The organism is Acinetobacter sp. ME22 (assembly GCF_022012315.1).
Lineage (GTDB): Bacteria > Pseudomonadota > Gammaproteobacteria > Pseudomonadales > Moraxellaceae > Acinetobacter > Acinetobacter brisouii_A.
Genome location: NZ_JAKLTL010000013.1, coordinates 48,092 through 69,874, shown reverse-complemented (window position 1 = coordinate 69,874; position 21,783 = coordinate 48,092). Strand labels below are relative to the sequence as shown.

Below are 21,783 nucleotides of genomic sequence, written 5' to 3'. Positions count from 1 at the left end.
GTCTTTTTTCAGCAGGATGAGGACACATCATGATTTATGAATTAAGAACATATTTCTTTTCTTATGAAAATTGGGACACATATAAAGCACTATTCTTTGATAAGTGCTTACCAATTCGAAAAGATGATTATGGCGTTTTAAAAGGGAAGTGGATCTGTAAGCTAGATCATCAAGTCATTTTTATGCATTTGTGGCAATACGATTCTTTAGATCATCGCCAAACTTTACGTGAACAATTAGGCGCTCGTGATGACTGGCAAAATGAGTTTATTCAATATGCACCTGCTTTATTAGATAACCAGTTTTTAAAAGTACTCAATCCAATTGCTGCTGATTTTGATTTTAAACAAAACTTAAATCTGTTCACGATTGATTGTATGCCAGGGACATTAAAAGAGGTTTTAGGTTTAATTGATCCGAAAATCGGGCAATTCAATACTCAAGAATTTCCAAATCCAAATGAATTAACATTGTTTACTTTAGAAAATCATATTTTATTTGATGATTCCAAATCTATTAAAAATATTACAAATTATGAATTGGTTTATTTAGAAGCCTGATTATGGCAAAAAAAGAAAAGAGCATATGCTCTTTTCTTTTTGTTTGGGATTTACCACCAATATTCGATTTGTAAACCGAAGTTGCTGCCATGACGTGCAGTCCCAAAGTTCCCTGTAGACGAGATAGTTGAATCTGGGCTGAGTAAATCGGCTTGTTGCTGAGCTTCTTTGTTCCAAACGGCATAGGTGTAATACAAGCGGATTTCTGGACGATCCCAGAAACCTTTACCTTTTGGAGACCATGTTGGTGCAAAGGTAAATTTGGTTAAAGTTGCTGTTTTATCGCGTTTTACTGCATCTAAACCAACTTCACCGACCAGTTTAAACTGTGGGCTGATTGCATAAACTGGGCGAGCGCCAATCGAATACCACGTTTTGTCATCTGCTGAGTTTTCACGTTGGTCTTTTTGATAAACCGCTTCAAACTGACCACTGAAATTTTCAGTAAATTGACTATCAAAAAACTCAGTTACGCGCCAACTTTTATCTTTGTGTGACAAGGTGCTATCACCTGTATAGCCTAAACCTGTACCCGAACCATAGCCATATTGCACACTGAAAGTATTATTGAGATTGCCAATTTTCTGTTTATGCATGACTGTGACTGCTGCGCCAGAATGACTCGCAGGATCATTGGTTTTTTCGAGGTAGCTGAGTCCTACCCCAATTTTTGCATTTTGATTGGCTGGAATATCTTGAATGGTAAAGTCATGGCGATTCACGGCTTTTTCTTGGAAGACGCTGTCTTTTCGGGAAAAAGAGTAGGAGTAAGATAAACCATGATATTTAAAACTGTCGATCCCGAAACCTGTAGCGCTTTCATCCCAAACATAGAAGTCTGAAATATGAATATCATTACGGTTGTAGAAACGTCGTCCTGCCCAAAGATTCGCACCGTTTAAAGCACTAATATTGTTCCACATGGCATAGGCTTCTGCCCATTTGGCATAATTATCTCCAGAAAAATCTTTATCTTTTCCGAAGTCCTGATACAGTGCCAAAGTGCCTTTGACTGCCAAATTTGAACCATCTGCAAAGGTATAGAGTTTCTGTGTACCCGTTAACTCGCCATATTGTTCACATTCATTGCCTAAACGATATTTGGTGACAGCACCATCAAGATGAAAACAGCTTTGAGTATCACCTTTGTCGCTGTAACCCACCCCTGCACGTAAATAGCCATTAAATTCAAAAGCACTGACATCGGTTACAGGCAGTAATAAACCAAGTAATACATAGCGTAGTTGGATGTTCATAAATTTCCCCAAAATAAACATCATTTTTTAGGTGCAATTTAGCCTGCTGTATTTTTGAATAAATACAGCATAAATTTACACCGTGGCTTGAAAACTATTGCTTGAAAAGACTTAGATCAATCTAAGTGCTTTAGTGGTTTGGATAAGATGGCGTTGCTTTGACGCTGACTTTATTTTTGTTCCAGAAATAATACAGTGCAGCAGGAACAATCAAGGCAGGAATCCAGCTTTGGTCTGAGCCAAAAACTTGAGCAAAATAACTGTGGTAGAATGATAAATCCATAAAAGGCACAGTCGATAATACGCCAATTAGATAAATAACCATGGTTGATACATTATATTTGCCATATTGACCATTGGCATCGTACATATCAGGGACGCTGTATTGACCTTTACGAACCAAATAATAATCCGCAAGATTAATCGCACTCCAAGGTACCAAGAAATAAATTTGCGCGATTAAAATATCTGAAAAATAAGCATTAAAATTATATTGGGTTTTAATGGCAATCAGGGTTGCAATTAATGCAGTAATTCCCATCACGACAAATTTAACTTTACGACTAATACGTTCCATGCCATGAATACCACTGACCATTGTCATCCCTGACATATATGCACTGTAAAGATTCAAAGCATTAATTTCGATTACACCCATCACCATAATGATAATGGCAACTTTTGCCCATGGTCCAAATAGCCCACTGATTGCAATCACAGGATTTGAAGTCACATCTTTGAGTAAACTTGCCAATAATGCACCAAGCAACATCACTAATGCAGCACCGAGAACATTGCCTAAATAGCTAAACCAAAAAGTTTGTTTATCAGAGGTGTTTTTTGGTAAATATCGTGAATAATCGGCAACATAAGGGCCAAAACCAATTGCCCATGAAGCAGATTGCATGACCACTAAACCAAAAATAGCTGCTTTAAATCCCTGAGAAATATCAAGAGCATGATGTGGCAAAGGCATATCAAGGGTAAATCCAACCACAATCAGAAATAACCCGCCAGACAAAGCTGACATGAGTGCGCCAAGTCGGTGAATCAGCTCATAACCCACATAACCAATGATAAAAGAGATGAGACCGAATAAAATAATTGCGGTATTATCACCGACATCCAAAAAGGCTTTAATTGCATCACGCATCACAACGCCATTGGCTGCTGTAAATAAAATGAATGCTAAATAGTTAATTAGTAAAGGAAAACCTGCTCCAATCACACCAAATTGGGCACGGCTCTGAATCATTTGGGGAATTCCCAAGTGTGGGCCTTGTGAAGAGTGAGCTGCCATAAAGACTGTACCAATTGAAACACCAAGTACAATCGCAAGACATGTCCAAATCAGACTAAGTCCAGATACAATACCCAATGTCCCAACCATTAATGTGGTGACTTGCATATTGGCACTAAACCAGATCGTAAATAAGCGTTTAGGATGACCATAGCGCTCTTCATGAGGGACGAACTCAATACTTCGTTTTTCAATATCCATATTTAACTCTCATCGTTATATAGCCATTGTGCATATATGGCTATGTGTTAATTTGCCAATAAAATTGGCCTTTAGGAATCAATGTAAACGTTTACATAATTCACTAAAACAAATTCCTTTTTTTAAAGTTAGCAGAAATATCAAAAAAGGGAATAGGTCTTTTAAAAAAAATGTAAACGTTTTCATTTGGTATGCACATTTCATACCAAATATCAAATTCCTGTCGAATGAGAGATTAAAAATAGAGTTTATTAAAATAAACGCGCTATTTTAATTCATACTGATTTATATTGGTGCATATTGAGTTTCATCCTATTATCTATAAGGTTTTTCAGTTAAAAATTTTTTGGAATGATGCGATTTTTATTTGACACAAATCCAAAGTGAATATATAAATGTAAACGTTTACATTAGTATGACAGGACTGACAAATGCGCCACTATAATAATTGGATTAATGGACAGGAACTCGCGCCAATTAATGCAACCTTTATTGAACGAATCTCCCCAGCAGACGGGACAGCATTGGCTAAATTTCCAAGCAGTACACAAGGTGACTTAGAAATTGCAGTGGAAGCGGCAAACAAACTTCATCTTTCTGGCGCATGGGCAAATCTTGCAGCATCTGAACGTGCCAAACTTCTAGTTAAATTTGCTGAGTTAATTGAACAAAACTGTGAATTTCTTGCAAAAATTGAAGCTGAAGAAGTGGGCAAGCCCATTACTTATGCACGCGGTGAAGTCATGTGGTCGGCTGAATTAGTTAAGTTTGCAGCAGCTTTGGCTTGGCAAATTCCAGGTGAAGCACATACGCATTTAGGTGAAAATAAACTTGGTTTAGTGACCCGTGAGCCTCGTGGTGTAGTGGGAATGATCGTACCTTGGAACTTTCCAATGGTGTGTTTATTCCAAAAACTTCCATATGCAATTGCAGCAGGTTGTCCTGTCGTGATTAAACCGTCTGAATATACCTCAGGCACAGCTTTGGAAGTGGCTAAATTAGCCAAACAAGCAGGATTGCCTGATGGTTTGATTAATATTGTTTGCGGTAAAGGCTCAGTGATCGGTGATGGTTTGACTCGCCATCCAGATGTCAAAATGATTTCATTTACAGGTTCAACGGCTGTGGGTAAAACCATTGCACGGACTGCTGCCGATGATATGACTCGTGTTGCACTGGAACTTGGTGGTAAAGCAGCCAATGTGGTTTTTGCTGATGCCGATTTGGAAGCGGCACTCGATGGTGTTTTATTTGGTGTGATGCTGAACCAAGGTGAAGAATGTGTTGCTGGGACACGTTTATTGATTGAGAAAAGTATTGCAGATGACTTTGTTGCAAAACTGGTTGAGCGTGCCAAAAAAGTGGTCATTGCACATCCACTCAAAGATGAATCACAAATTGGACCACTCATCTATGAACAACATTATAAAAAAGTTCTAGAGTATATTGAGATTGGTAAACAAGAAGCGACGTTGGTACTTGATGGTTCACATCCTGAAGGTGAAGACCTTGCACAAGGTTACTATGTCGGGCCAACAATTTTTACAGATGTAAAACCAGAACACCGTATTTTTAAAGAAGAAATTTTTGGCCCTGTGCTTGCTGTGACCACATTTGAAACACAGGAAGAAGCCGTGCAATTGGCCAATGATGTTGAATATGGTCTAGGCAATGGCTTATGGACAAAAGATATCGACAAAGCGCTTCAAGTGTCTAAGCAATTACAAAGTGGCACTGTTTTTGTGAACACATACCTTGAAGGTGCTGCTCAAATGCCATTTGGTGGTTATAAACAAAGTGGTTATGGTCGTGAAAATGGTGTGGATGCGTTGCTTGAATATTTAGAAGTGAAATCAACTTTTATCAAACTTGGTCAACGTACCCCAGTTTTACCGAACACCTTGTAATTTAAGGTGTTCAGGTAATCTTTATTGCACTATGGAATTGGTAAAGTGAAATGAACTTCAAAAGAATGATAAATGTAGTGGGCGCACACGCTGGTGGTGAACGAAATGATGTGATCACAGGAGGCGTGCTTGACGTTCCGGGTCACAGCATGTTCGACAAGATGACTTACCTTCAGCAAAACAAAGATGAAGTGCGTAAGCTCATCTTGCAAGAACCACGCGGTAGCGTGACCCAGTGTGTCAACTTGGTTCTGCCATCGAATCACCCTGAAGCAGATGTTGGCTTTGTGATTATGGAATCTGAGTACTACGTGCCCATGTCAGGAACAAACACCATTTGTACAGTGACTGTTTTATTGGAAACAGACATGATTCCAATGGTTGAACCTGTCACTACATTTACATTGGAAGCACCGGGCGGATTAGTCCGTGTTGAGGCACGCTGTGAAAACGGTAAATGCCTCGATGTAAAATTTAAAAATGTACCTTGTTTTGTATTTGGACTCGACCAGCAGGTTGAAGTTGCAGGTCTGGGCACAGTGAAAGTCGATGTGTCTTATGGTGGCATGATCTATGCCATTGTAGATGCGCCAAGCTTAGGCTTTGCATTAACGCCTGATGAAGCTGCCGACTTGGTGACGATTGGCGAAAAAGTGAAAAAAGCGGCTGCAGAACAAGTGCCAGCGGTTCACCCTGAACAGCCACTCATTCATACCATTAATCAAACTTTGTTTGCAGGACCAATCGGACTCACTGCCGATGGAACAAAGACTGCGAAAAATGCCGTGATTGTTTCTCCAGGACGTTTGGATCGTTCACCTTGTGGTACGGGGACAAGTGCACGTTTGGCGGTCATGCATGCACGCCAGCAAATTGCTGTGAATGAACCCTTTATTCATGAGTCAGTGATTGGCAGTAAATTTATTGGTGAAATCCAAGAATTGAGTTCAATTCAAGGACAGCCAAGCATCGTCCCAACCATCACTGGCAGTGCATGGATTACAGGCTTTTATCAACATGTACTCGATCATTCTGATCCATTCCCTGAAGGTTTTACTTTGGGTGATACATGGAAAAAGGTCTAGGGAATTGGAGATAAGACAATGAGAGATATTTACGGACAAACAACCTTTCGTGGTTATGACTATGTAGTGATTGGATCTGGCTCGGCGGGAAGTGTCGTAGCTGCACGCCTTGCTGAAGACAGTGGTACGCGAGTACTCTTACTCGAAGCGGGCCCTTCGGATCAGCATTTATTTATTCGTATGCCTGCGGCTTTAGGTTTTCCTCTCGGAAATGACCGTTTTAACTGGTTTATGCATACCGAAGAAGAACCTGAACTGAATCATCGTAAAATTTATGAAGCGCGTGGTCGGGTTTTGGGTGGCAGTTCCTCCATCAATGGGATGAACTGGGTACGTGGTAACCCTTGGGACTATGACAACTGGGAAGCTTTGGGCAATAAAGGCTGGAGCTATCAGGACTGTCTGCCATACTTCAAAAAATCTGAGAGTTTTGATCAGGGTGAAGATGACTATCGTGGTGGTTCAGGCCCGATGAAAATTGAAACCTGTAAGGCTGAAAATCCGCTCTATCATGCTTTTTTAGAGGCAGGACAGCAAGCAGGCTATAAACAAGTCCACGATCATAACGGTTATAAGCAAGAAGGCGTGCATATTACCCAACGTAATGTTCATAACGGACTTCGCTGGAATACGTCGCGTGCTTATCTACACGAAAATCGTAATCGTAAAGAATTACATGTCTGCGATCGTGCTCAAGTGACTAAAATTGAGTATGACAATAAAAAAGCGGTACGGGTACATCTGATCTGGCATGATCAGAAAGAAGTGGTTGAAATTGGGAAAGAGCTGATTATCTGTGCAGGCGCATTAAATAGCCCACACTTATTAATGCTTTCAGGCGTAGGTGATGCCAACCATCTGAAACAACATGGTATTCCTGTCGTCAGCCATATTCCGGGCGTGGGTCAAAACCTAAAAGATCATATTGCTGCACCTGTTCAGTTTAGAGCGACACAAAATGTATCGATTGCCAAAGAATTAAGCTTATTTGGTAAAGCATTGTTAGGTGCTCAGTGGCTATTCTTCAAGAAAGGTCTAGGTGCAACCAACTTCTTTGAGGTCGGTGCTTTTATCCGTACGCGTGAAGAAGTCAAAGTCCCTGATGTACAGTTTGAATTTATTCCATTACTGGGTGAGTTTCAGCATGGTAGTGTCAAACTTGAAAATGGTTTTCAGTATTTCTTTAGCTTGATGCGACCAACCAGTACAGGGCGGGTCTGGTTAGGCAGTCGAGATCCTTTGGCGCATCCCAAATTTGTATTTAACTATTTATCTACTCCTGAAGATAAACGTGATGCAATTGCTGCGGTTAAAGCCATCCGCAATGTGGTTGCACAAAAAGCATGGGATCATTTGCGTGGTGAGGAAGTTACGCCAAGCGCCCAAGTTCAAACCGATGAGCAGATTCTTGCCACATTAAGAGAAACTGCGGGCACTAACTATCATCCATCGAGTACCTGCCGTATGGGACACGATGACATGAGCGTTGTCGATGAACAGGGTCGTGTGCATACCCTCGACAATGTTCGGGTTGTGGACGCTTCGATTATGCCTGAGATTCCAAGTGGTAACCTGAATGCCCCGATTATTATGATGGCAGAGAAAATTTCTGATCATATTCGCGGTAAGCATTTAGCATTGGATCATGCTGTAGATTATTATCGCTACGCTTGATCATTCTCTTTTTTTAGCCAATAATGTAAACGTTTACATTATGATCGTAATGGAGTACAACAATGACAGAGATATCAGAGAAAGGCACTGTTTATTATTTCAATAAACAAACCGTAAAGAGCTACTGGCAACCAAAACCAGCTAACGGTCATGTAACCGTTGCGGTTTCACCAGAGTTCACCCCAATGGAACGTGACTTTTCACTGGGAACACAAACTTTACCACCAGGTGGTCGTGTGCGTGAGCATGCACACCCAGGCAACGAAGAAATCCTGCATTTTATTTCAGGTCGTGGTCAGGCGATTATCGATGGGAAAGAGTATGTGCTAGAGCCGGGTGTGACCGTGTTTTTAGGCAAACATAATTCACATACCTTTTTAAATAATGGCACAGAAGATTTGCACTGGGTTTGGTTTATGACACCAAGTGGTTTGGAAGGTTTCTTCCGTGACATCGGTCGTCCACGTACTGAAGGTGAACCTGCTCCAGAACCATTTGATCGTCCAGAAAATATTGAACAGATCGAAAGTTCAGGCAATGGTGTTTTTGCTTACACCAAGAATTAGAGAATGTTGTGATGGAAAATATCTTTTTTACAGATGAGGGATCAGGTGAAGCTGTTGTACTGATCTCTGGTCTAGGGGGACGTGCTTCATTTTGGAGTCAGGTCGTTCCTTTACTGTCTACTCATTTTCGGGTGATCACGCTTGATCATCCTGGTGTGGGGCAGAGTCAACTCGATGCAGAGCAACCGAGCATCACTGGAATTGCAGATGCTGTGATTCAAATTCTGGATCATCTACAGATTGCCCGTGCCCACATTTTAGGTCATTCAACAGGTAGTTTGGTGACACAGACATTGGCATTAAAACACCCAGACCGAGTCAACAGTATTGTGCTCAGTAGTGGATGGGCAAAGCCAGATTGTCGCTTTATTGATTTCTTTCATTATCGTAAAGAGATCCTTGAGCAGATGGGTGAGGATGCCTACAACGAATTAACCCGTTATATGGCATATCCGTCTGCGTACTATGGAAAAACCTTCAAGAAAGAAAAGTCTGGTGCATCTGTAGAGAATTCTGCGAATAAAGACATGATTTTAAAGCGTATTGATATGCTTCTGAATTATAGCTGCATTCAGGAACTGCATACGCTACAGCTTCCGACACTTGTGATTGGGGCAAAAGATGACTACATCGTGCCATTCGATCATTCCATACAGCTTGCACAGCTGATTGCAAATGCGCAACTGGTTGAACTTGAGGGCGGGCATTTTACCCCGAAAGTCAAACCCCACGCGTATGCGGAAATCATCAGATCATTTTGGGAGGCAGTATGAGCCTAAAAAAAATTCAGCGTGTTGGCATTATTGGACTCGGAGCAATGGGTTCCTATGTGATTGGCGCATTACAACGTAATTATCCAGATTTGGCATTTGCCAGTTTGTTAAATGAGCCAGCGAATGCTTTGCAGCTTGAGAGTTTTCCTACACTGGACTTTGTGTATAGCGTGCAAGATTTGATTGCGTGGTCACCTGATATTGTCGTGGAGTGTGCAGGGCATGATGCCGTGATTGATCATGTTCCCGCTTTACTGAAAGCAGGTATTGATACGGTCATCGCATCCATCGGTACGCTTGCCGATCCTGAAATTTTTGCTGCGCTGAACCATGCAGCCAATCTTGGAAATACCAAGCTGGCATTGGTTTCTGGAGCAATCGGCGGCTTGGATGCATTACGTTCTGCCAAAGCCTCGGGGTTAAAGCAAGTGCAATATACAGGTCGTAAACCACCACATGCGTGGAAAGGTTCACCTGCGGAAACTGAATTCAATTTGGATGAGATCACCGAACCGACTTTGATTTTCCAAGGCACTGCCACTGAAGCTGCGATCAAATATCCAAAAAATGCCAATGTCTGTGCAGCCGTTGCCTTGTCGGGCGTTGGTTTTGACCAAACTCATGTACAGCTCTTTGCCGATCCGAGCGTGCATCAAAATATTCATGAAGTTCAAGTAGATGGTAACTTTGGTGAATTTCATATTCGCTTAAGTAACAACCCTTTACCACAAAATCCGAGAACTTCTTGGCTTGCAGCACTCAGCATTGAAGAGGCTGTAACCAAACAACTTAATCATTTAACTTTTTAAAGGAACAGAGATGAGATTAGAGAATAAAATCGCATTGGTCACAGGTGCGGGTGCAGGGATTGGCGAAGCAACAGCCCATTTATTTGCTCAACAAGGCGCAAAAGTTGTTGTGGCGGATTGTAACTTTGATAATGCTGCACGTGTTGCTGCTGCAATTGGTGAAAACGCGTTTGCTGTTGCGGCAGATGTGGCAAAAGCTGAAGATGTCAAAGCGATGGTTCAAGCCAGTGTAGAGCATTTTGGTGGACTCGACATTTTGGTCAACAATGCAGGTTTTGGTTGTTTAGGTACAGTGACAACGCTAGAAGAAGATTTGTGGGATAGCGTGATTGATGTAAACCTTAAAGGGGTTTTTCTGTGCTCTAAATATGCTATTCCTGAACTGATTAAACGTGGTGGCGGTTCTATTGTGAACCTTGCATCGACGATTTCGGTGGTCGGTATTCCTGACCGTGCTGCTTATGTTGCAGCAAAAGGTGGTGTGGCTGCATTAACCCGTGCGATGGCACTTGACCACGCCAATGAAGGCATTCGTGTCAATAGCGTTGCACCGGGTGTGATCAATTCAAGTTACTACGACAAAATCTTCCAGCAAGTTGAAGATCCTGTGGCATTTAAAAAGGGCTTAGAAGCACGTTCACCACTCAATAAAATGGGTGAGCCAATTGATATTGCCAATATGATTTTATTCTTGGCATCTGACGAATCTTCATTTTCAACAGGCGCAATGTTCACCATTGATGGAGGTTATACCGCACGATAATTTAATGAAAAATCAGAGTAATAGGACCCATTACTCTGATTTATTTACCTGATAAAAAATAGAAAAATACAAGAGATAGAACATCTTTTAAAACGTTTTGTTGGTATAATTTGGCATGTAATTTATATAGAAAAGAATGGATGGTTTATGTTGGAACAAGACCAAGATACTCAGCGTGTTCATACCGTCAGTGTGACAGATGTCGCCAAAGCTGCGAATGTTTCTGTTGCGACCGTATCGAGGAGTTTTAACAAACCAGACGTTGTTAAACCTGAAGTTCGTGAGCGAATTTTAAAAATTGCAGAATCAATGGGATACACTGCAAACTCAGCAGCCAAAGCATTAAGATCAAAAAAAACCAATGTGATTGGTGCAATTATTCCCACTTTGGATCACGCGATCTACGCCACCATGATTAATGCTTTTCAGAATAAACTGTCTGAACAAGGTTATGTGGTTTATATTTTGTCCTGTGGATTCGATGCCAGTAATATTTTTGACAAAGTCACGCTATTGCTTGAGCGCGGAGCAGAGGCGCTGCTCATTGTAGGTGAGATTTTAGATAAAAATTTAGAAGCCTATTTGCAGAAATTTAAAATCCCAACGATTTGCACTTACTCTTATCATCATGATGCTAAATTTCCGTTTATTGGATTTGATAATTATGCATCGACCACCAGCATGTCTGAGTATTTATATGGCCTAGGGCACCGAAATATTGCCATGATTTCTGGGCCGTTACAGGGCAATGATCGCCAGATTGCACGAGTCGAATCTTTTAAAAACTTTATGGATTCCAAACAATTAAAACACTATGTGATTGAAAGTAAAAATCAGTACAACATTACCTTTGGTAAGGATGCACTGAAAACTATTCTGCAAGATTTCCCAGAAGTCACCGCGATTATTTGTAATAGTGATGTCATCGCATTTGGGGTTTTGGCGGGGGCGAAAGAGCTGAAAATTTCAGTGCCAGAGCAGATCAATGTCATTGGTTATGATAATTTGGAATTTACCGAATATCTTAATCCACCCCTCACAACGTTGAATATTCCTGCCGAAGAAATGGGTAAACTCAGTGCGGAAACCATCTTGAATAATCTCAATCAAAAAGTCCCAATGCAGTCAAAGTTGCTTGAAACAAAACTGATCGTGCGCGATTCAACTGCTCAACGCAATAATATTTAAATTGCTCAAAAAATTTAAAGCTGAATAGATAACGAAGCCAAACTTCAATAATCTATTCAGCTTTTTTTTATTTACCCATGCATAAAATGAAAAACCAGTGGCAACCAAATTGCTGTAAAAATTCCATTCAGTGCCATGCCAAACGTTGCAAACTCACCTGCAACAGGGCTGCGTTGCCAAGCCTGTGCTGTGCCAATCGCATGTGCTGCCAAGCCTAGAGCTAAACCTGCTGCGCGCTCATCATCAATATTTTTTAAAATTAAAGATGAAAATGATGCACCAATTACACCTGAAAGAATCACAATCAGCGTCACCAACGTTGCAGGAGCGTGAATAATTTCTGCAATATTCAAGGCAATCGGTGTGGTGATTGCTCGTGTTGTAAAGGCAAGAATGGTGGGTTCAGACAAATGAAGTAAATAAGCCAAAGTGACAGGTAAGGCGGAAGCGGTAAGGCTTGCGAAAACCAACATTTTGCTGAATTTTTTTAAAGGTAAATCCTGATATTTCATACAGGCTAAAGGAATCGCAAGCGCAACAGTCACATAGCCTAAGAGACGGCTAAATAAAGGCTGCACAGCATGACTATAGTCCTGATACGAAATCTTAAATATTGAAATTAATGCCAGAATAATAAACATCGAAAAGACAATAATTGGGATTTTTGGAAAAAGAGCATTCAGTTTTTTTGAAATCAGATAACCAATAAGCGTCAATGAGAATGAGATGATCAGTAACATGACATGCTCCCCGTGATGAATTTTTTACTGATCAAAGCATAAACCCACAAGGGAATTAGCGTACTGAATATCAAAATCCCTAAAAAAATCAATAAAGAGTCCTTAAGATGAAACAGCATGATCAATGACCCAACACATACAGGTAAGAAAGCAAAAGCACTTTCTTTCATTAATGCGCTGCTTGAAAAAATGAGGCTGGAAGGAATCTGTCTTATTTTTTTCCAGATCAGCATGATTGCTAATAATAAAAATAAACCTGCAAGATTGCCTAATTCTGGATGAGCAACATGGTTCATAGCCGCATAAGCCAGTTCACGACAGCTAATAATGAGCGCAATGACAAACACGCTCACTTTTAAATTGAGAGTCATAGTCAAATAATTACAGTGTAATAAGGAATAGTATATTTTTTTAAAACCAAAATGTAAACGTTTACATGAAGGTCAACCTATTTATTCTAGATGGTATTTGGTTGAAAATGCCTTTGCGAGATTAAAGATTTCGGAGGGATAGCAACCCGATTTGACAAGCTTGCAGAAATTTCAGTCTATGGTTTAGCTTGATTGTATGTGGATTTGTTGCAACGCCAAAAGTGGACATGTCCTAGGGAACAACGTCTGTTTTATATTTAATTCATACGAATATTACAGTTAAATGTTTGTTCAACAAAGCCATCAAGACCTGTTAGAATTAACAATATTCATGCAGACCTTATTCGATAAACAGGCGTAGCAACGGGCTATACTTTAAGTCAAAGATAAAAAAAGAATGTATGACTTAACAATAACTTTAGTCATTGTGTGAAGGGCTTGAGGTGAAAATTAAGTACAAATCCAAATATTTAGCACTACATAATTATTTTTTAGATCATGAAAATTCTTTATTATTGCTATTACCGCCTAGTGTTTTGACAATCATTCTTTTCTTTGTGAATGATTTAAGTTTTTTATTGGCACATACCTTAGCTGAACTTTTTTCTGTCATTGTCGCTTCGGTTGCATGCTTGGTGGCATTGACCTCGCAGCACTTTTCTCGTAATCACTATATTATTGTGCTATCGGTTGCTATTGGTTGGTGTGCTGTCCTTGATATCTTGCATATGCTTTGCTATCCGGGAATGAATTTATTTTCTAGTACGCAATATGATGCTAATTTAAGTATTCAATTTTGGCTTGCTGCACGTTTTTTACAAGCTTCTGCACTCTTAATTGCACCTTTGATGTTATCGCGCCAAGTCAATATGGCGAAATTACATTTACTATTTGGTGGCTTTAGTTTAGGTGGGGTGTGGATTGCAGCCAAAATGCCACTACCTTTGTGGTTTGTACAAGGTTATGGACTGACAAGCTTAAAAATTACCGCTGAATATCTGATTATTATCATGCTTTGCGGTGGTTGGTATTTTCTGTATCGACAGCGCCATAAAGTTTCATCAACCCTTTTTGTGAGTATGTGCTTATCTATAGCGATCACAATTCTATCTGAGCTACTATTTACTCAATATAAAACCACAGATGGTTTAGTTAATCTTATCGGGCATATCCTGAAAATTTATGCTTATTGGTTCATTTATATTGCCCTTGTGAACACAACACTGAAAAAGCCTTTTGGTGATTTAACACAAGTGATGAATGCGTATGATGCGATTCCTGAGCCAACATTTATTGTGAATCAGCAAGGATTAATTCAGCAGGCTAACTCGGCAGCAGAGCGTTATTTACAACAATCTAAACGGATTTTGCAGGGCAAGTCAGCTCATCAATTACTACATAATGTTCATATTCCGATAGCTTCTTGTCCAATTTGTCGACATCTTGTCCAATCAAGTCAAAAAGATTTTCTTGAAAAAATTAGACTTGAGCCACATAAAACTTTGGAATGTCATTTAGCCCCATTTCAGCACGACAGTCAGGGTGATTTAACTTGGGTTATGGTAATTCGGGATATTAGCCACAATGAGCGTCTAACCCAAGATCGAGAGCGACTTGTGAGTGATCTAGCCGCAAGAGTTCAAGAGTTGCGTTATTTAAATGAGATCATACAACAGTGTAAACATTCGCACTTATCCTTAGCGGAGTTATTTACAGCAATGCTGCGTCTAATTCCTTTGGGATTAGGATTAAAGGAATTAAAGATCCGAATTCAAACCCAATGGGGCAGTTTCGGGGAACCTGTATTGGCGAAGACATATAGCGAATTTCAACTAGAGCAAGAACAACAACACTACGGCACAATTTTTTTATGGGATTCAACGGCTATCACATTGTATCTTAGCCAAGAACAGCAACGACTGATGGGACAAATTTGTGCACAATTGGTTGATGCAGTAGTCCGAATGATGGCTTTAGAACGCATCCAGCGCTTGAGCTTTTTTTACGCGACTTTGAGTGCAACGAATCGTGCAATTAGTCATACACAAACACAGCAGCAATTATTAGAAACAGTGCAACAATCCTTATTGCAACAGCAATCATTTGATCAGTTATTTATTGCGCTTCCAGATGAAACCCAACAATTAACGATTTATTTTTCTCATCATATTGAGCAAGATATGTTACCAACTTTGCAAAAAGTTGTGAATCAATTACATCTCTCTTTACATAATGCAGTAGGTGAATATGCAAGTGACCCTGTTATTATTCACCACGTTTACGATATTAAAAATGCGAACTCATTTGAATATAAGGCATGGCAGCAATATTTACATCAGCAAGGCATTCATCAGGCTGCCATCATGCCGATTTTACAAGAGCGTAAACTTCGAGGGATTATTGGTTTATATAGTCAAAGTGCCATTGATTTTGATTTAGAACAAATTCAACTGCTTGAGAATTTATCCGCAGATATGTCATTTGCCTTAGAGCGCTTCTCTTCAGAAGAAAAACTCGCTCGTGCACAAAGCCGCTCTTTGGTGATGGCACAGCGATTTTCTGAGATTTTTCGTTCATCACCTGTTGCAATGCAAATTATTTCTACGAACACTCAGCAAATTAAAAATATTAATCCTGCTTTTGAGCGCTGGTTAGGTTTTTCATTAACTGAAATTTTTGAGTTGCCACAGTTTTTGGAAAAAGTCATACATCAAAAATCTCCAGAACAAGGTCAGGCACTTCAACAGTTATTTCAAGGTACCTTACAACAACCACTTTCTGAAATTTATGTGAAAGATTGCTTTGGAAAACAGTATGTTGCTCAGGCAACCTCAGTGATTGTGAATCAAGAGGTCATTGTTTCTTGGGTTGATCTTTCTTTGATTCATGAAAAAGAGCAGCATCTCATCGAGAGTGAGCAACGCTTTAGAAACATGGTTGAACAGGCTGTTATTGGGATTTATGTGCGTCGAGATGGTCGTTATATTTATGTCAATCCAAAATTCTGCGAACTGATTGGCTGGTCAGCAGAGCAGTTACTTGGGCAAGAAGTTTTAAACTATACATCCCAAGACCCTGAAAACCTAGAGAGTATTGTTGAGGCATGGCAAAAGTTACAGCAAAACCCAAGTCGTATTGTTTCTTATAGTTTGCCATTACGTTGTCAACATGGACAATATCGTGAAGTTGAAGTTCAAACCCGAAATATTTTATGGGATGATCAGCTGCCAGCAACCATCGCAATGGTCTATGACATCACTGAACGCAAACAAGCTGAACGTAAGATTGCACGTTACCTAGAGCGCTTAGAGGGAACAATTGAAGGAACATTGCAAGCAGTTTCTACCATGGTTGAATTGCGTGATCCTTATACAGCAGGACATCAGCGACGTGTTGGTTTAATTTGTCGGAGAATTGCAGAAGAATTTGGTTGGGATGAGAAACGTTGTCAACAGATGTATTATGTTGGTTTGGTGCATGATCTTGGTAAAATTTCGATTCCTGCTGAATTATTAAATAAGCCTACGCGTTTAAATAGTTTGGAATTGGAGCTGATCAAGGGGCATGCTCAAGCGACATATGAAATTTTAAAAGATATTCCATTCGATTTCCCATTGGCGCAAATTGCTTTACAACATCATGAACGCTTAGATGGAAGTGGCTATCCAAATGCTTTAACATCCGAGCAAATTTATTTTGAAGCAAAAATATTAGCAGTGGCAGATGTTATTGAATCTATGGCATCTCACCGCCCATATCGTGCCAGTCTAGGGCTTGATTTCGCACTTAAGGAAATTCAGCAAGGACGAGCTAAGATTTATGATGCCCAAGTTTGCGATATTGTTATGCAACTCTTCCAAGAAAAACATTATGTCTTACCTACTTGAGATCTCGTGTTCTGCATTTCAGTCAAACGAGAATATGTCCGTTGAATTTCAAAGTGCAATCGTTCACCCTGATAAATTTCAAAAATATTAACTTCGGAGCTAATCAAAAGTTGAATGTTTTGATCGTATAATTCATCCACCAAATAAATGAACCGCCGAACCACATCATAGATTTGATCATTTAAAACAGGTATTTCAGAAATCAGCACATACTGAAAACGCTGTGCCAGCTCAATATAATCCGCAGGGCTGCGTGGTTTGCGGCAAAGTTCATCAAAGCTAATCCATAGAACCTGATCTGAATAGGCATGTGGTTGCATCAATCTTTGTTGAATCAGCAAAGCATCATGGTAGATGGTTTCTGAGATACTGAGTTGTTGGAAACATTGCTGCATCCACTGCTCAGTTTGAGGGGTGAGTGGATATCGGAAATGCTGACCCTGCAAATCATTATCTCGATAGTCGATTCCTGAATCTAAATGAATCACTTGGCAGCGTTGCAAAATTAAATCAATCACAGGTTGAAAACGCTGATTGTTTAAACCATGTTGATAGAGTTGCTCAGGTGGAATATTTGAAGTTGCTACCAAAATGATGCCTTCAGCAAACAATAACTGGAATAGCTCAGTCATGATCATGGCATCGGTGAGGTTAATTACAAAAAACTCATCGAAGCATAAAATTCGGGTTTGTTCGGCAATTTTCTTGGCAACATCCTGTAGTGGATTGCGTTGCCCCTGACGCTCGATTAACAGTTGATGCACCATTTTCATAAAATGATGAAAATGCATACGTTGCTTGTGCTGAATCGTAAGACTATCGAAAAATAAATCCATCAGCCATGTTTTGCCACGCCCGACACCTCCCCAAATATACAGCCCTTGTGGTGGTGTTCCTGCTTTTCGAAAGAAGCGCCAGAAACCTGTGGGTTGAGCGGGTTGTTGTAACTGCTGCCAAAGTTGATCTAGTGCTAAAACCACGTGTTGCTGCTGAGTATCTGCACGTACTTTCTGGTTATTTAAAAGTTGTTGATAGTGTTGGGCAGGGGAAAGGGACAGTGATTTCATGAAATTAACCTGCACTGGTTGCAAAGCGGAACAATAAACTGATGCCTGAGCACAGAACTAAAATATAGATCAGTTGGTTGAAATGCGTCAGGCTCATCTTATTCATCATTTTTCGACCAATATATGTACCAAGTAGCATACTTGGTATGAGCAATATGACTAAAAGCAATAAATTGAAGGAATATAAACCTAAAATTAGACATAAGATCAAGCGAACGCTGGTACTCAGTGAAATTAGAACACTTTGCGTGGATTGGATCTGAATTTTTTGATCAAGATTTCGTTGTAAAAACAGCGCGTATAAGAAACCTCCACTGCCAAACAGCGCACCAAATAACCCACCAAAAAAACCAGTGACTGTCGCAAGATATGGCGAATTACTTTGAATTGGTGCAGTTTTTTTAAGAAGTTGATATACGCTATATGCGATACAGAAGATCGCCATGCACAAGAGTAAAAATTTGGGCTGACCATACGTCAGTAAACAAATGCCAATCGTTGCGCCAACCAACATAAATGGAAATAAGCGCTTAACTTGGAGATATTGCACATGCTGTTGCGATTGATACCAATTTTTAAAAGATGCAATGGCATCTAAAATTACAATCATGGGAATAATGTGATTCAGTGGCAGATATAGACTCAGCCAAGGTGCAGCAATGAGTGTCGTACCAAAACCAGAAAGCCCAAAAATAATATAGGCAAAGAAAATAATAGGAAGATATGCCCAATGCCAATCTGTCAGAATAAGTTCCATATTCAACATCCGATCTGTTTTAAAACAGCATAAGCCACTACAATGATCGAATCTAATTCAAGATTTATTATGATTAATCTAAAAATGAGATCAGTATGCCAAGTATGAAGCAACTGCAATATCTAAAAAAAATTGTGGAAACGGGAAGTTATCATTTAGCTGCAGAGCAGTTGTTTATTGCCCAATCGGCTTTGAGTCGGCAGATCATACTCTTAGAAGAAGAGCTAGGATTTAAGATTTTTAATCGGGAACAACGCCAGATTCAGCTCACAGTTGCAGGGGCATATTTTTATAAAAAAAGCTGTCAGCTTCTACACAGTTTGCAGCAAACCACACAGCAGGCACTGGAACTGAGTCAGGGTAAGCATGCTTATTTTCGTGTGGCACATTCGAGTAGTATTGGTTTATCTGAACGTTTTATTGCAGCAAGTCAGCAGTTTGCTTCGAGTCATCAACTGAGCATCGAATTTACCCAACATTCTTCTGAACAACAGATTGAATTATTAAAGAATCGGCAGCTTGATGTCGGCGTTTTGCGTTTGCCCGTACTGACGCATGATTATGCTGAACTGGAATTGTTTGAATATCAACAAGAACGCTTATATGCAGCGCTGCCTAAAGCCCATCTTCTGGCACAGCAGCAGACCTTACAGGTTGCAGATTTGAAACATGAACAGTTTGTTTCTGTGCCACATCCTGAACGTGGTGGCATGAGTTATGTCTTGCGGAGTTTATGTGTGGCAGCAGGCTTTAACCCAAAACCTGCCGCGTTACGTTCGCGTAAACGTATGCAATTGGCTTTGGTGCAGCAAGCCGCTGGGGTAAGCATTGTGGCAGAGTCAATGATTGACCTAGCATTTGAGGGTGTGCATTATGTGCCGTTAACGGATGCAGCTGCTCAGGCACAAGTGGTGATTGCACTGCATCGACAGGCGAGTCCATTACTCATGGCTTATGTTGAAATGTTGTGTGGTGCTCAAGGCTTATGAAATTAAACATGTATCTCGCGTGCGTTGTTTTATGTGTTTCATCTCATGTAGCGGCTCGCCAACCTGACTGGGCAAAAATTTATCAGCAAGCCTCTCCGAGTGTCGTGAGTATTTATGCTTTGCATCAGCCGAATATCGCTGCAAATCAGCAAACACAATTCAATACAGCAACAAGCAGTTATGGCAGTGGTTTTTTTATTGATCAAGACGGTTATATTCTCACCAATGCGCATGTGATTGCCAATGCCAGCCAAATTCTGATTCGTTTAAATTCCAAGCAGCAACAAATTGCACAACTGATTGGGCAAGATCGTCTGAGTGATTTAGCGGTACTCAAAATCAATATGACGGTACAACCGCTGCGTGTTGCCAAGAACCCATCTGTAAAAGTTGGGCAAGCAGTGGCAACAATTGGTAATCCACTCGGTTTAGAACAGTCTATGACCACAGGGATAATCAGTGCGCCACAGAGAGAAGGAGTAGGGGAGTTTATTTTTCCGTTATTGCAAAGCAATTTATTGCTGAATGTCGGTTACTCAGGTGGGCCATTACTCAACCCACAGGGGCAAGTGATTGGCATCAATACTCAAAGTATGTACAGTGCACAAGGTGCGATAGGAGTGAGTTTTGCGATACCGATTCAACCTGCTTTACAGATTGCGGCACAGCTCAAACAACAGGGTCACGTCAGTCATGCCTATTTAGGTGCTGCATTTCAGACAGATCCATTGACTCAGCAGGTCAGTATTAGCGCGATAGCAACTGATTCTCCCGCAGAAAAATCAGGGTTACAGGTTGGTGATATTTTTTTGAAATGGAATCATCAAACTGTAACCAATGAATCCCAAATTAAAAACTGGCTGTACAGCACTATGTCAAAGCAACAGGTTGAGTTGCTGATTTTACGTCAGCAACATCAAATCAACGTCAGCATAATGCTGAGTGAACAGCCCGTAGACTAAATTATTCAGTCACTTCAACGGTTAAACCATAAGTCCAAGTTTCAGCCGCAGGTTTTTTGCTATTGTCTGCATTGGCTTCTGGATAAGTTGTTGTAATTAAATACAAACCTGGCTTTTCAAATTTGATTTCCACTTCACCTTTGTTATTGGTTTTGGCTTGGGTTTCTTCACGCTCAGCATTGCGATCATACGCACCTGCACCTTTGAAAACTTCCATATTTAAATTTGAAACAGGTTTACCATTAAATAATACCTGACCTTTTAATGACTCGCCTGCATACAGCTCACTTGGATGAGTGGTTAGTTTGAACTCAAAACCTTTGTTGCTTGGTGCAGGAATTGCAGAAGGCTTGCCTTTGGTCACATAAGTTTCAGCTACAAAATGGCTCGTGACTGAGAAAGTTTGCGCATTGGCTGGAACCTGATCTTCTTGAATCATGCGTGGCGGCATTTTATTGCCTTCTTGACCCGCAGGGCGGTTGGCATTGGCTTGTTCGGGTTTTTTATCGCCTTCAGGCGCTTTTGGTTGACCTAAAAATGCAGGGCGTACACGTAACCAACGACCATCAATCAGTGCATATTTCGGACTGTTGCCCAAAGCATCTTGGGTCATAACGCGATATGTGCCTTCTTTCGGCAGATCAAATTCAGCCACGCTGAAACGCTTCAAAGTTGCTGCAGGGCTAAGCACTTGACTTTGACCATCGGGTTGAGTCACCACATAATTGGTTTTGAAATTATTCCCTGCCACGAAAAATTTTTCGATAGTAATCGCACTTTGGAAGCTCACACTTGGTGTTGTGACATCGAACGACTCAGGCAAAATGAATGGACTGATGGTATGGGCATGGCTGAGTACAGGCAAGGCAGCAACGAGGGCGATTTTGAACCAGTTTGGCATATGGGGAACTCCAATCACAAAAAGAAA

At 40.5% G+C, this 21,783-nt stretch carries 19 protein-coding genes; 12 read left to right on the top strand and 7 right to left on the bottom strand.

All coding sequences use genetic code 11. The features are described from left to right. Positions 1 to 29: 29 nt before the first annotated feature. On the top strand, positions 30 to 560 hold the full coding sequence (locus LVY74_RS14940; RefSeq protein ID WP_237815731.1) for an NIPSNAP family protein: 531 nt from the start codon (positions 30 to 32) through the stop codon (positions 558 to 560). A gap of 50 nt (positions 561 to 610) precedes the next feature. Here the strand turns inward: LVY74_RS14940 and LVY74_RS14935 are convergent, their stop codons facing one another. Together LVY74_RS14935 and LVY74_RS14930 are read right to left on the bottom strand one after the other, a co-directional pair. After that, positions 611 to 1,816 carry a maltoporin gene (locus LVY74_RS14935; protein ID WP_237815730.1) on the bottom strand — a complete coding sequence of 402 codons (1,206 nt, stop codon included), beginning with the start codon at positions 1,814 to 1,816 and terminating at the stop codon, positions 611 to 613. A 130-nt stretch (positions 1,817 to 1,946) separates the two neighbouring features. Further along, complete coding sequence (locus LVY74_RS14930; RefSeq protein ID WP_237815729.1) at positions 1,947 to 3,317, bottom strand: purine-cytosine permease family protein; 1,371 nt, start codon at positions 3,315 to 3,317, stop codon at positions 1,947 to 1,949. A 431-nt stretch (positions 3,318 to 3,748) separates the two neighbouring features. Between LVY74_RS14930 and LVY74_RS14925 the strand changes: the two genes are divergently transcribed. The 8 genes from LVY74_RS14925 to LVY74_RS14890 all read left to right on the top strand — a co-directional run bounded on the left by LVY74_RS14925 (position 3,749) and on the right by LVY74_RS14890 (position 12,082). After that, positions 3,749 to 5,224 (top strand): aldehyde dehydrogenase family protein, encoded by a 1,476-nt coding sequence (locus LVY74_RS14925; RefSeq protein ID WP_237815728.1) that lies wholly within the window; start codon positions 3,749 to 3,751, stop codon positions 5,222 to 5,224. 65 nt (positions 5,225 to 5,289) lie between these two features. Then, positions 5,290 to 6,309 carry a proline racemase family protein gene (locus LVY74_RS14920; RefSeq protein WP_237815727.1) on the top strand — a complete coding sequence of 340 codons (1,020 nt, stop codon included), beginning with the start codon at positions 5,290 to 5,292 and terminating at the stop codon, positions 6,307 to 6,309. 18 nt (positions 6,310 to 6,327) lie between these two features. Next, positions 6,328 to 7,983, top strand: coding sequence for a choline dehydrogenase (locus LVY74_RS14915; RefSeq protein ID WP_237815726.1), 1,656 nt, complete (start codon positions 6,328 to 6,330; stop codon positions 7,981 to 7,983). A 62-nt stretch (positions 7,984 to 8,045) separates the two neighbouring features. Next, a complete protein-coding gene (locus tag LVY74_RS14910; RefSeq protein ID WP_111895454.1) occupies positions 8,046 to 8,549 on the top strand; it encodes a cupin domain-containing protein in 504 nt (167 codons plus the stop codon). Positions 8,550 to 8,560: 11 nt separating this feature from the next. Further along, on the top strand, positions 8,561 to 9,322 hold the full coding sequence (locus LVY74_RS14905; protein WP_237815725.1) for an alpha/beta fold hydrolase: 762 nt from the start codon (positions 8,561 to 8,563) through the stop codon (positions 9,320 to 9,322). Then, positions 9,319 to 10,131 (top strand): aspartate dehydrogenase, encoded by an 813-nt coding sequence (locus tag LVY74_RS14900; protein ID WP_237815724.1) that lies wholly within the window; start codon positions 9,319 to 9,321, stop codon positions 10,129 to 10,131. The genes LVY74_RS14905 and LVY74_RS14900 overlap by 4 nt, the downstream gene beginning before the upstream one ends. A 10-nt stretch (positions 10,132 to 10,141) precedes the next feature. After that, a complete protein-coding gene (locus LVY74_RS14895) occupies positions 10,142 to 10,894 on the top strand; it encodes an SDR family oxidoreductase (RefSeq protein ID WP_237815723.1) in 753 nt (250 codons plus the stop codon). Positions 10,895 to 11,041: 147 nt separating this feature from the next. Continuing rightward, positions 11,042 to 12,082 (top strand): LacI family DNA-binding transcriptional regulator, encoded by a 1,041-nt coding sequence (locus LVY74_RS14890; protein WP_237815722.1) that lies wholly within the window; start codon positions 11,042 to 11,044, stop codon positions 12,080 to 12,082. Between the two features lie 71 nt (positions 12,083 to 12,153). On the opposite strand, the gene LVY74_RS14885 is transcribed toward LVY74_RS14890, so the two are convergent. Both LVY74_RS14885 and LVY74_RS14880 read right to left on the bottom strand, forming a co-directional pair. Next, positions 12,154 to 12,822 (bottom strand): LrgB family protein, encoded by a 669-nt coding sequence (locus tag LVY74_RS14885; protein WP_237815721.1) that lies wholly within the window; start codon positions 12,820 to 12,822, stop codon positions 12,154 to 12,156. Next, positions 12,813 to 13,193, bottom strand: coding sequence for a hypothetical protein (locus LVY74_RS14880; RefSeq protein WP_237815720.1), 381 nt, complete (start codon positions 13,191 to 13,193; stop codon positions 12,813 to 12,815). The genes LVY74_RS14885 and LVY74_RS14880 overlap by 10 nt, the downstream gene beginning before the upstream one ends. Positions 13,194 to 13,750: 557 nt before the next feature. On the opposite strand from LVY74_RS14880, the gene LVY74_RS14875 reads away from it, so the two are divergent. After that, on the top strand, positions 13,751 to 17,080 hold the full coding sequence (locus LVY74_RS14875; protein WP_237815719.1) for an MASE3 domain-containing protein: 3,330 nt from the start codon (positions 13,751 to 13,753) through the stop codon (positions 17,078 to 17,080). On the opposite strand, the gene zapE is transcribed toward LVY74_RS14875, so the two are convergent. Further along, the gene (gene zapE, locus LVY74_RS14870; protein ID WP_237815718.1) at positions 17,062 to 18,147 is read right to left on the bottom strand and encodes a cell division protein ZapE; all 1,086 of its coding nucleotides are present in this window, start codon (positions 18,145 to 18,147) and stop codon (positions 17,062 to 17,064) included. The two genes, LVY74_RS14875 and zapE, sit on opposite strands and share 19 nt — an antisense overlap. Before the next feature lie 4 nt (positions 18,148 to 18,151). Further along, positions 18,152 to 18,904, bottom strand: coding sequence for a sulfite exporter TauE/SafE family protein (locus LVY74_RS14865; RefSeq protein WP_237815717.1), 753 nt, complete (start codon positions 18,902 to 18,904; stop codon positions 18,152 to 18,154). A gap of 95 nt (positions 18,905 to 18,999) precedes the next feature. Here LVY74_RS14865 and LVY74_RS14860 point away from each other — a divergent pair, with 95 nt between their 5' ends. Both LVY74_RS14860 and LVY74_RS14855 read left to right on the top strand, forming a co-directional pair. Further along, positions 19,000 to 19,893 (top strand): LysR family transcriptional regulator, encoded by an 894-nt coding sequence (locus LVY74_RS14860; protein ID WP_237815716.1) that lies wholly within the window; start codon positions 19,000 to 19,002, stop codon positions 19,891 to 19,893. 8 nt (positions 19,894 to 19,901) lie between these two features. After that, on the top strand, positions 19,902 to 20,855 hold the full coding sequence (locus LVY74_RS14855; RefSeq protein WP_237815715.1) for a S1C family serine protease: 954 nt from the start codon (positions 19,902 to 19,904) through the stop codon (positions 20,853 to 20,855). Between the two features lies 1 nt (position 20,856). Here LVY74_RS14855 and LVY74_RS14850 read toward each other — a convergent pair whose 3' ends face one another. Then, entirely contained in the window at positions 20,857 to 21,756 is a 900-nt protein-coding gene (locus tag LVY74_RS14850; RefSeq protein WP_151778140.1) for a DUF4198 domain-containing protein, read from the bottom strand. Positions 21,757 to 21,783 lie beyond the last annotated feature (27 nt).